Origin of the sequence: Brachyspira sp. SAP_772 (genome assembly GCF_009755885.1) — a bacterium.
Classification (GTDB): domain Bacteria; phylum Spirochaetota; class Brachyspiria; order Brachyspirales; family Brachyspiraceae; genus Brachyspira.
Genome location: NZ_VYIX01000002.1, coordinates 1 through 12,428 on the forward strand (window position 1 = coordinate 1; position 12,428 = coordinate 12,428).

7 protein-coding genes are annotated in these 12,428 nt (G+C 26.0%); 3 read left to right on the plus strand and 4 right to left on the minus strand.

The annotated features are described in order from the left end of the window. The coding region (locus GQX97_RS05205) for an efflux RND transporter permease subunit (RefSeq protein WP_198391202.1) at positions 1-962 on the plus strand (962 nt) is incomplete at its 5' end. A 589-nt stretch (positions 963-1,551) separates the two neighbouring features. On the opposite strand, the gene GQX97_RS05210 is transcribed toward GQX97_RS05205, so the two are convergent. From GQX97_RS05210 to GQX97_RS05225, 4 genes are all read right to left on the minus strand, one after another. Then, positions 1,552-3,813 (minus strand): lipopolysaccharide assembly protein LapB, encoded by a 2,262-nt coding sequence (locus GQX97_RS05210; RefSeq protein ID WP_157150905.1) that lies wholly within the window; start codon positions 3,811-3,813, stop codon positions 1,552-1,554. A gap of 104 nt (positions 3,814-3,917) precedes the next feature. Next, positions 3,918-6,266, minus strand: a complete 2,349-nt coding sequence (locus GQX97_RS05215; RefSeq protein WP_157150906.1) for a tetratricopeptide repeat protein — start codon at positions 6,264-6,266, stop codon at positions 3,918-3,920. 309 nt (positions 6,267-6,575) lie between these two features. Then, on the minus strand, positions 6,576-7,064 hold the full coding sequence (purE, locus tag GQX97_RS05220; protein ID WP_014934006.1) for a 5-(carboxyamino)imidazole ribonucleotide mutase: 489 nt from the start codon (positions 7,062-7,064) through the stop codon (positions 6,576-6,578). A gap of 455 nt (positions 7,065-7,519) precedes the next feature. Further along, positions 7,520-8,485 (minus strand): ATP/GTP-binding protein, encoded by a 966-nt coding sequence (locus GQX97_RS05225; protein ID WP_157150907.1) that lies wholly within the window; start codon positions 8,483-8,485, stop codon positions 7,520-7,522. Positions 8,486-9,317: 832 nt separating this feature from the next. On the opposite strand from GQX97_RS05225, the gene GQX97_RS05230 reads away from it, so the two are divergent. Together GQX97_RS05230 and GQX97_RS05235 are read left to right on the plus strand one after the other, a co-directional pair. Then, on the plus strand, positions 9,318-9,821 hold the full coding sequence (locus GQX97_RS05230; protein ID WP_157150908.1) for a flavin reductase family protein: 504 nt from the start codon (positions 9,318-9,320) through the stop codon (positions 9,819-9,821). 128 nt (positions 9,822-9,949) lie between these two features. Beyond that, positions 9,950-12,145 (plus strand): tetratricopeptide repeat protein, encoded by a 2,196-nt coding sequence (locus GQX97_RS05235; RefSeq protein WP_157150909.1) that lies wholly within the window; start codon positions 9,950-9,952, stop codon positions 12,143-12,145. The last annotated feature ends 283 nt before the right edge of the window (positions 12,146-12,428 follow it).

Sequence of the window (12,428 nt, forward strand, 5' to 3'; positions counted from 1 at the left end):
TGTTGTTTGATTATGACAGAATGAGTGAGCTTGGTGTAAATGTGGCTTATGCGGCAAGAGAATTGAGAGCGGCATATTCTGGAATAGTTGCTACTTCTATTCAGCAATTTGAGAATAAACTTGATTTTAGAGTGCGAATGGATAAAAAATACACCTACGACACTAATGTATTAAACAATTTATATATGCCAAGCACATATGGAAGACTAATACAATTAAAAGATATAGCAACAATAGAAGTTACAAATAGTCAATCAAGTATAAGGCACTACAACGGTAAAAAATCTGTAACCATAACAACCGATATAGTATTGGGTGAAACCACTGCTATAAGAGTAACAGACTCTGTTCAGGAATTCTTTGATTCTATTTCTCAAGATTATCCTAATATAAGCATAGAATTTGGAGGGGAAGTAAAAGAAACTAAAGAGCCTATGCAAAGCATATTGTATGGATATTTTGTAGCTATTATAGCTATATATATAATACTTCTATTACAATTCAATAAATTTGTTCAGCCACTTATGATACTTGGGATAATACCTTTTGGGGTTGTGGGAGTTATATTAGGTTTTGCTGCACATGGTATGCCTATGTCATTTGTTGGTGCCGTTGGTATAGTAGGGCTTGCGGGAGTTGTTGTTAATAATGGTATTATAATGGTTGACTTGATAAACAGAATATTAGAAGAAGGAAACATACAATCAAAACAAGATGTATTTAATGCTGTAGTTGAAGGGGCAGGCGAGAGGTTTAGAGCAATATTTTTAACTACGGTTACTACAATATTTGGACTTCTTCCTACAGTTTACGGAATTGGAGGTAATGCAGATTTAATTGTGCCTATGGTTATGGCTATGGCTTATGGGCTTTTATTTGCTTCACTTTTAACATTAATATTTTTACCTAGTTTGTTTATGATATCGGTAGATTTGAAATTGGTGAAGATAAAATACAAATGATTTTGAGTTTTTTGTTTTAATTATTTGCAGGGCTTTGCCCCGCACCCTACTTCTTTTGCGACTGAAAGGAGTGCCCTTGTGGCGTGCCACAAAGAAGCAAAAAGGCTGCATTGTTTAGCTTAAAATGTTAGTATTACAATATAGTTTATACACATTCAAAAAATACAACGCTAAAGCACTCGCACTTTTTGGTTCTTTGACGAAGTCCGCACCGCGTAAGCTGCGGGAAAAAGAACAATATAAATTTTATAATTTAATTGTACATTAAAATGCACTCCCCCGCATGACTAAGAAGTTATAATTAAAGCATAGCATTACCGTGCGGCAAGGTGGTACAGCTCGTACGCGGGAAAAAGTTGACAGAAAATAATTGTTTTACTATATACTAAAAATTTTTAAGTCTGTCTAAAATATTTTTATGTTTTTTTATTATCGGGGACTAGCCCTCCTGCGAAGCGTGCCCGTAGGGTACACACCCCCTGTTCTTTTGCGACCGTAGGGAGTCCTTCAGGGCGACTGAAAGGAGTGCCCTTGTGGCATGCCGCAAAGCGACCGAATGAAGTGCCTTTGGTATTGCTATAAAAGAACCTTATATAATTAGGATTCTAGAAGATAAACCAAATATACATGATGTTTCTAATTCTTTTCCTGATTCTATATCTTTTATTTTTTCTTTTGCATCATTATTATATTTATCTATTTTTAAAATCCTTTTATATGTTTTTAAAGCATTATCTTTTTGATTTAATTTTATATAAAGTTCTGCAATAAATTCTAAGTAAAATGTACTGTTTTCATTATCTGTTATATTTTCTTTATATATTTTTATAAGCTCTTCATAAATAGGTATGCTTTTATCTGGTCTTGAAACTTTTTGATAGAACCATGCTAAATATGATAAATCTTCCATATAAAAATCTATGTTATTTTTATAATCATCATTATCTGCACTAGATATTTTTTTATTTTCAAAACTTTTTATCTTTTTAAGACATACTTCTATAGCTTTATTGTATGTTTCCAATGCACTTTCTTTATCATCAATTTTTAAATATAAATCTGCCTGTATTTTTAAAAGCTCATAATCATTTTTATTTTTTGATATTTCTTTATCACATTCTTTTATTAAGTCATTATATATTTCAAAGGCTTCTTCTTTATTTACTATTTTTATATAAATATCTGCAGTTTCTTTTAAATATTCTTTTTTGTATCTCTTATATTTTTTTATAAGTTCTCTGCATTTTTGTATAGCTTTTTCATAATATAAATTTTTACTTTCTATATCATTAAGTTTATCATATAAAGAAGCAATTTTTTTTAATATATCAAGTTTACTGTCTCTTATATATGTATATAAGAATGGTTCATCATCAGCTATTTTTAAATATTCTTTATATGCTTCTATAGCATTATTGTATTTTCCAAGCATTTCATAACATTCTGCTAATTTTTTATGATATTGGCATGGCTCATTTAAAATTTCTATAGCTTTATTATAATGCTTAATAGCCTCTTCATAGTTTTCTAATTTTTCATAGATTTCAGCAATATTAATATAATAGTCTGATTTTTTACCGTAAATTTCTATAGCTTTATTGTAATAATCAATAGCCTCATTATAATTTTCTGCATTTTTATAAGTACTGGCAATATCAATATAACAATTCAATTCATTATCAGGATACATTTTTATAATCATTTTATATGCATTTATTGCCTTTTTATAATTTTTGCCTTCTCTATATGTTTTAGCTATATTTTTATAATTTTCTATGGATATTTGATTATATAATTCTATAGCTTTATCATATTCTCTATATCTTTTATAAAAGTCTGCGAGCATTTCTCTGCATGCAGAAGCTGACTGACAATAATGCCAACTATCATCTATAATATCATTATATGCCTCAATTATATCATTATAAGTTTCGCTTCCTTTAAAATCCTTATCATCATCTGGTATAATCATAAATGGTGCTGATATATCTTTTTCTATACTGTCTTTCAAAGCGTACAAAGCATCATCATTTTTACCGAGTTTTTTATATAAATCATACAATGATTTTAATGCCTTTAAACAATCATAAAAATAATCATCTAACTCGCTTCTTACATTTATATCTAATGCCTTTTCATAACTTTTTAAAGCTTCATCATACTGTCCATTTTTTTCATAGCTTAATCCTAAATAATGCCAATAATTAGACTCATCATGAAAATCACTAAAACAATCTATTGAATATTTTTTGACTTTTTTAAAATATCTTACAGCATTTTGGCTTTTTCCTAAATATAAATTTATTTTCCCCAATGTATAATAATAATATTCTTTATTATTCCAAATTGTTTCTGTATAATTTATTTCAGCTGCTTTTTTATAAAACTCTATAGCTTTATCATAATCTTTTATAACAAAGAAATGCACTTTTCCAAGTAAATACCAATATTCAGAATCTTTACCGTTTAATTCAATTGCATTTTCTAATAATTGAATAATTTCTTTTTGTATTTTTTTATTATTATCATAACAATATCTGTCATAATAATACGATGCTGCTAAATAGTATAAAACTTTATCTTTTTTATAATTAAGATTTAAAAGTTTTTTCAATGTTGCTATTACTTTTTTATATTCATCATCAATATATGAATCATAATACTGTACCAAAGCTAATAAAAATAATAATTCTTTATTATTAGGATCTTTTTTTAAATGCTTCTTTAATATTTCTTGAGCTTCTTCATAGAAGTAAAGCACATCGTCATCTTCAAGTTCTTCATTATTTATTTTTTTATTTATTAATTCTTTTATTTCTTCTATTGTGTAATTTTTTTTATTATCTAGCATTTTATTCTCCTATTTTTTATAAAAAATTAATTAGCTAATAAAGCCTAGTATGATAATAAAAACATATTAGGCTTTTATTATTTAAATACTATTTATATTTTCTCCTATTGTTTATACTTCCTATTCCATAATTCAAAAATGTCTGCTGTTTCTACCTCTTTTCCTGATTCTATATCTTTTATGTTTTCTTTTGCATCATTATTATATTTATCTATTTCTAAAATTCTTTCATATGTTTTTAAAGCATTATCTTTTTGATTTAATTTCATATAAAGCTCTGCAATGGATTTTAAATAAATTATATTATCTTCTTTATCTGGCATATTTTCCTTATATATTTTTATAAGCTCTTCATAAATATGTATGCTTTTATCTGGTTTTGAAATTTTTTGATAGAAAAATGCTAAATATGATAAATCTTTCATATAATAATCTATTTTATTTTTATAATCATCATCTGCAATCGATATTTTTTTATTTTCAAAACTTTTTATATTTTTAAGGCATACTTCTATAGCTTTATTGTATGTTTCTAATGCACTTTCTTTATCATCAATTTTCAAATATAAATCTGCCTGTATTTCAAAAAGCTCATAATCATTTTTATTTCTTGATATTTCTTTATTACACTTTTCTATTAAGTCATTATATATTTCAAATGCTTTTTCTTTATTTCCTATTTTTATATAAATATCTGCTATTTCTTTTAAATATTCTTTTTTGTTTCTCTTATATTCTTTTATAAGTTCTCTACATTTTTTTATGGCTTTTTCATAATATAAATTTCTATTTTCTATATCATTAAGTTTATCATATAGATAAGCAATATTTTTTAATGTATCAAGTTTACTGCCTCTTATATATATGAATAGTTCATCATCAGCTATTTTAAAATATTCTTTATATGCTTCTATAGCATTATTGTATTTTCCAAGCATTTCATAACATTCTGCTAATTCTTTATAAGATTTGCATGGTTTATTTAAAATTTCTATAGCTTTATTATAATAATTAATAGCTTCTTCATAGTTTTCTAATTTTTTATAAATTTCAGCAATATTAATATAATAGTATGAATTTTCACTGTCAATTTTTATAGCTTTATTATAATAATTAATAGCTTCTTCATAGTTTTCTAATTTTTCATATATTTCAGCAATATTAATATAATAGTCTAAATTTCCACTGTCAATTTCTATAGCTTTATTGTAATAATCAATAGCCTCATTATAATTTTCTGCATATTCATAATTAAGGGCAATATCAATATAATAATTCAATGCATCATCAGGATACATTTTTATAATCATTTTATATGTATCTATTGCATTTTTATAATTTTTAGCTTCTATATATGTTTCAGCTATATTTTTATAATTCTCTTTAGATGTTTGATTATATAATTCTATAGCTTTATCATATTCTCCATATCTTTTATAAAAATCTGCAAGCATTTCTCTGCATGATGCAGCTGACTTATGATAATCCCAAATAATATCATTATATGCCTCAATTATATCATTATAAGTTTCGCTTCCTTTAAAATCCTTATCATCATATGGTATAATCATAAATGGTGCTGATACATCTTTTTTTATACTATTTTTCAAAGTATATATAGCATCATTATTTTTACCGAGTTTTTTATATAAATCATACAATGATTTTAATGCCTTTAAACAATTATAAAAATTATCATCTAACTCGCTTCTTATATTTATATTTAATGCCATTTTATAACTTTTCAAAGCTTCATCATACTGTCCGTTTTTTTCATAGCTTAAGCCTAAATAATGCCAATAATTAGACACTTCATAAAAATTATTAAAATAATCTATTGAATCTTTTATAGCTTTTTTAAAATTTTCTATAGCATCTTGGCTTTTTCCTAAATATAAATTTATTTTCCCAAATGTATAATAATAATATTCTTTATTGTTATAAATTGTTTCTGTATAATTTATTTCAGCTGCTTTTTTATGAAACTCTATAGCTTTATCATAATCTTTTATAACAAAGAAATGTGCTGTTCCAAGTAAATACCAATATTCAGAATCTTTATTATTTAATTCAATAGCATTTTCTAATAATTCAATAATTTTTTTTTGTATTTTTTTATTATCATAATCTTTGTCATAATAATATGATGCTGCTAAATAGTATAAAACTTTATCTTTTTTATAATTAAGATTTAAAAGTTTTTTCAATGTTGCTATTACTTTTTTATATTCATCATCAATATATGAATCATCATACTGCACCAAAGCTAATAAAAATAATAATTCTTTATTATTAGGCTCTTTTTTTAAATGCTTATTTAATATTTCTTGAGCTTCTTTATTGTAAAGTACATCATCATCTTCGAGTTTTTCATTATTTATTCTTTTATTAATTCTTTTATTTATTAATTCTTTTATTTCTTCTATTGTGTAATTTTTTTTATTATTTTGCATTTTATTTTCCTTACAGTTTATGATATTTTATATCATTGAACTTACAAAAAATTTCACGAAACTGAGTATATACTGAAACAATTATATTTTATCAACTTTTAAGATATTAGCTATAGTACTTGCACTTTTTGGTTCTTTGACGAAGTCCGCACCGCGACTGAAAGGAGTCCTTCAGGGCGACCGAAGGGAGTACCTTTAGGTGCGTAGCTGCTGGAAAAAGTTGATAGAAAATTATTCTTTAACTATATGCGTAAATAAATATATTTCAGAAATTTTATACTTGATCCTCGCCAATATGTTACAGCTCTATTAAATACCAAAATCTATTGGTTTCTCGTTATCTGAAATAAAATCTTCTTTCATCTTTTTCCTATATTCTATTAATTTATTTCTTACACTCTCATATTTCAAAGACAACATTTCAACGGCAAGCATACCAGCATTATAAGAATTATTTATACCCACAGTAGCAACAGTGATAGGCTTTGGCATTTGCACTATAGAAAGTAAAGCGTCCATTCCATCAAGCACACTAGCACTAATTGGAACACCTATTACAGGAAGTATAGTTTTAGAAGCTATAACACCCGGTAAATGAGCAGCAAGACCAGCACCCGCAATTATCACTTCAAAGTTTTGATTTTCTATATCTTTAATAGTTTTTTCAAGATGTTCAGGCACTCTATGGGCAGATAATACAAAAGCCTTATATTCAATACCAAACTCTTTTAAACATAAGGCAGCATTTTTCATTTTATCAGTATCGCTTCTGCTTCCAAAAATAATAGCTACTTTCATATAGATAACTCCTATAAATAAAAATCTTGAAATAATTATATATTCTATTGTTTATTTATCAATATTTTGTTTTCATGTTCATAGCAAAAAACTACATTAACTGCATTAATTAGTAAAATTAAATTTTTATTTGTACTTTCGCGAAGCGTGACCGAAGGGTGAAAACTTTGACGAAGTCCACACCGTGTACTACGGGAAAAAGTTGATATAAAATAATAGTTTTAATATATAGTAAAAATCTTTAACTCTTTTATTTTAGTTATTTGCAGGGCTTTGCCCCGCACCCCACTTCTTTTATTGGTATAAAAGAAGCAAAAGAACTGCAATTTTTTAGCTAAAAATATTGGTATTATCTTATAGTTTATATATATCCCAAACTTACAAAACCATGTCACTTGCACTTTTTGGTTCTTTTTGCTGCGGAAAAAAGTTGATAGAAAATTATTGTTTTAATATTATTTTAATTCTGCACAAGTTTTTGAAATATCATAAGGTCCGTCTATTTTTGTGTAATTATATTCTTTTATAAAGAAATACGAATTTATTGAATAATTTTCTTTTAATGCAATATGACTAAGCTGAGTTAAAACTGATGAATCATCACTAGCCATAAATATCTGGACGCCTTCTTTTGAAATATCAACTAAAAATCTCATAAGTTCACGAAGCATTTTAGGGTCTAAACTGTTTTCAGGCTCATCAATAAATAAAATACTTTTCTTTGTTAAATTACCTGTACTGTAAAGAACTTCAAATATTCCCAGCCTTTTTATTCCTTCAGACATTATATTAATATTATAAATATTTCCGTCATTTTTATAATAATTAACAGTATTTTTATCTATTTGTATATTACCATTATAAAAATCATATCTGTTATTAAATACACTTAATAATTCTCTTTCATCAATATTTTTTCTTGCAAATATTTCATAAATTATATCAGTATAAGAATCATCAAATCCGCTTCCTATATTTTGATTTTTAAGATAAATAACAGCATTCATAATAGATAAAATTTCTTTAGCAGGTATAAATAAAGGTTTATAATCATAATTGTAACCATTAATTTTATCATTAGAAGTTATAGTTTCATTTTTACTATTTGAAATAGAAACATTAAAATGAACAGTATTTCCATCGTACAGATAAAGATTTTTTAGTTTATCTGTTGGTTTATTACTAGTGTCAAATTGAAAATTATTAAAATCATAAAGATTATTAATATACTGAAATATATTGCAATCTCTAATATTGTTATTTTTTATGTTTTTAAGTTGATGAGTTATAGAATATAAAAATTTTAATATAGTAGTTTTTCCTGTATCATTGTCACCTGCAAATAAATTAACATTTGCAAAATTGTCAAACTTAGAATTTTTAAATTGTCTGTAATTACGAATTTCAAAATTCTTTATCATAAAAATAACCTAATTATAATATGATAATATTGTATAATATACTTTTATTATTTCAAATATTTAATTATTGTTATATGTAATTTATGATTTAACCATAGACACTAATGAATATATAAGTTTTTTATCAGTGGTGTCTTTGCCCCCTGCGAAGCGTTCCCTTAGGGTACAGCCCCCCACTTCTTTTACGACTGAAAGGAGTCCTTCAGGGCGACCGAAGGAAGTGCCTGCGACTGAAAGAAGTACCTTTAGGTATGGGTGCGAAGGCGGGAAAAAGTTGATAGAAAATTATTATTTTAATATACAATGAAAATTTTTTAAGCTTGTAAAAATGTATTTTAAATTTTTTGTTTGTGGTGGCTTTCCCCATGCAAAGCGTGCCCGAAGGGTGAAAACTTTGACAAAGTCCACAAAGCGAAGGCGGGAAAAAGTTGAATAAAAAATCATGTAACAAAATATAGTTATTTCAGAATATATTATTTTAGTTTATTAGAAAATATTTTTTAAGTTTTTTATTTGTGGTGGCGTTGCCCCACGCCCCTACTTCTTTTACGACCGTAGGAAGTGCCTTCGGTATTGGTATAAAAGAAGCAAAAGAACTACAATTTTTTAGCTAAAAATATTTTTATTATCTTATAGTTTATAGATATTCCAAAAGATACAAAGCTATAACATTTGCACTTTTTGCAACTTTTTGCGGCGGGAAAAAGTTGATCTTTTGCTTCTTTGGTATACTTCACTAAAGGTGAGTCTCTTACTTTTTTGTTCGTACTTGTTTTTTATCATTAATTAATTATCATTTAACAATATTTTTAATTTTAAGAGGTATTAAAAAATGGAAAAAATAAATCTAGCAAAAGCTTCAAAAATCACTTCTCCAAATCCTGTTGCATTAGTATGCACTCAAAAACCTGACGGAAGCACTAATATTGCAACGGTATCATGGTATACTTATTTATCTTATAATCCCAATATGATAGCTTATGCAATGGCTAAAACTTCATATAGCGGTGAATTAGTTCGTTCAAATAAAAAAGTTATAATTACAATTCCAAGTGAAAATATTAAAGAAATTGTAATGGAGTGCGGTATGAAAAGCGGAAGAGATACTAATAAAATAGAAGAATTTAAAATAAAAATGCAGGAACTTCCTACAAGCGAAATAAAAATTCCTATTCATAGTGCTGCTGCCATACAATGCAGTTTAAAAGAGTTTATTGAAACAGGGGATCATTATTTATATATATGCAATGTTGAAGAAGTGTATGCAGATAGTAAAGAAAAAGCTGTATTTGCTTGGGAGAGTTATAGTAAAATAGCATCAGCTAAAGAAGCATAATCATTAGTTTATAAATTTGGGCTTTGTCTTATATTTCATTATTATAAGGCAAAGCCTTAAACAAATTGCTTGAAAAATTATAAAAATATTTTAATATTTGAACTCTAAATTTTACTCAGGATAAATAAATGATAAAAAAAGAAATAGAGCAATTATATGAATTAGGAAAAAATGCCTTTATAGAAGAAAGATACAAAGAAGCTATTTACAACTTGCAAAAGATGATTGATATTTATAATAAGGATTTAGTTTTTTATTCTGATAATGAGTTTATTATTTATAGTGATAATAATAATGATGAAACTAGCGATGAAGATATTAATAATATACATAATATTTTAATAAGTGCTTATTATCATATAGGTGCTTCTAAAGGCAATTTAAAAGAGTACGAAGAGTCCATAAAATATTTTGATAAAACTATAGAGCTTAATGATAAACATTGCGATGCTTATTATGGCAGGGGAGTTTCTAAATATAATATAGGTTTATGTAATGAGGCTATAGAGGATTTTAATAAAACTTTAGAATTAAATTCTGATTTTAAAGATGCTTATTTTGTTAGAGCTTTATCTTATGCTAAGATAGATAAACATAAAGAGGCTATTGATGATTTTAATACATTATTAACGAAGTATGATGAAATTAATTATATGTATTATTATTATAGAGGTTTGTCCAAATTTGATTTAAATTTATTTGAAGAAGCCATTGAAGATTTTACTATTGCTGCAGATTATTTGCCTGATGAAAGTTATATATATCATGATAGAGCTTTAGCTTATTCCAATTTGAATATGTTTGAAGAGGCTATAAATGATTATAATAAGGCTATAGAGCTTAATGAAACAGATATTGGTTCTTATTATAACAGAGCTTTAATGTACTCTGAATTAGAAGAATATAATAAAGCTATAGAAGATTATAATAAAGTTTTGGAATTAAATCCTGATGACAAAAGTGCCATTTATAATAAGGCTTTATGCAAACAGAATTTAGATTTATTTGAGGAAGCTATTGATTATTTTGATATATTTATAAAATTTAATCCTTCTTATGCTGATGCATATTATTATAGAGGAAATGCTAAGGCTAATTTAAAACTCTATGAAGAAGCTATTGAAGATTATAATAAAACTTTAGAATTAGATAATGGTTATATAGAGGCATATTATTGCAGAGGAAATGCTGAATCTGATTTAGAACTTTATGAAGAAGCTATTGAAGATTATAATAAAACTTTAGAATTAGATAATAGTTATACAGATGCATATTATTATAGAGGAAATGCTGAATCTGATTTAGAACTTTATGAAGAAGCTATTGAAGATTATAATAAAGTTTTGGAATTAGATAATAGTTATACAGATGCATATTATTATAGAGGAAATGCTAAAGCTGATTTAGAACTCTATGAAGAAGCTATTGAAGATTATAATAAAGTTTTAGAATTAGATAATGATTATCTAGAGGCTTATTATGAAATAGCTATGGCAAAGATTAATTTGAATTTATATGATGAGGCAATGAAAGATTTTGATAAAGCTTTATATAATGCAAATTCAGATTCTGATAAGGCTTATTTATATAGTTTGAAAGGCACTTTAAATGAAATGTCACAACACTATGATGAAGCCATAAAGAATTATACTAAGGCGATAAAACTTGGATATGAATGTTATTATGGAAGAGCTATTGCCAAATATAATGCTGGGTTAATAAAAGAATCTATTAGTGATTATAACAAGGCTATAAAATTAGAAGCTGATAATTATAAAATATATTATGATAAAGGTATTGCTGAACTTGATTTATCTTTGTATGAAGAGGCCATTAAAGATTTTGATAAGTATATAGAATTAAATCCTAATTATGATGAAGCCTATTATAATAGGGGTCTTGCTAATGAGGGATTGGACAATTATGAAGAAGCTTCTAAAGATTATGAAATGACTGTGAAATTAAATAAAGAACATGAATATGCTTTTAATAATTTGGGAAGCTGTTATGTGAAATTAAAAGAATATGACAAGGCATTAGAAAATTTATATAAAGCATTAGAAATAAATTCTGAACTTGCCCTTCCTCCTAATAATATAGGAGAAGTGAAATCAAGATTGGCTTTAAAAGAAAAAAACAATATAGAAAATTATAATAAATTGAATAGTGAAGCATTAGAGTATTTTAATAAATCTTATGAAATAGCTTTAGAAAAGAATGATGGATATGAAATGAATGCGATTATGGATAATATGAAAGAATTAGCAGCTGAAAATATAGAGCCAGCAATAGAGTTCTTAAAAAATAATAATATAGATTATTAAAATATACCTAGAGTTTTTATTGTTAAAAGAACTGCATTTTTTTAGCTAAAAATACAAGTATTATTTTATACTAATACATATTCCTAAGATATTAGCTATAGTATGTGCGTTTTTTGCAACTTTTTTGAGCGACAAAAAAGTTGATAAAAAATTATTGTTTTAATATACACTGAAAATTTTTAACTTTTTTATTTTAGTTACTTGCAGGGCTTTGCCCCGCACCCCACTTCTTTTGGCGACCGAAGGAAGTGCCTGTGGGTATGGCCCAAAGAAGCAAAAAGCC

Excerpts from the sequence above, each read along its gene's own strand:
- GQX97_RS05210 (WP_157150905.1), bottom strand. The coding sequence starts at position 3,813 with ATGCTAGATAATAAAAAAAATTACACAATAGAAGAAATAAAAGAATTA.
- GQX97_RS05215 (WP_157150906.1), bottom strand. The coding sequence starts at position 6,266 with ATGCAAAATAATAAAAAAAATTACACAATAGAAGAAATAAAAGAATTA.
- purE (WP_014934006.1), bottom strand. The coding sequence starts at position 7,064 with ATGAAAGTAGCTATTATTTTTGGAAGCAGAAGCGATACTGATAAAATG.
- GQX97_RS05225 (WP_157150907.1), bottom strand. The coding sequence starts at position 8,485 with ATGATAAAGAATTTTGAAATTCGTAATTACAGACAATTTAAAAATTCT.
- GQX97_RS05230 (WP_157150908.1), top strand. The coding sequence starts at position 9,318 with ATGGAAAAAATAAATCTAGCAAAAGCTTCAAAAATCACTTCTCCAAAT.
- GQX97_RS05235 (WP_157150909.1), top strand. The coding sequence starts at position 9,950 with ATGATAAAAAAAGAAATAGAGCAATTATATGAATTAGGAAAAAATGCC.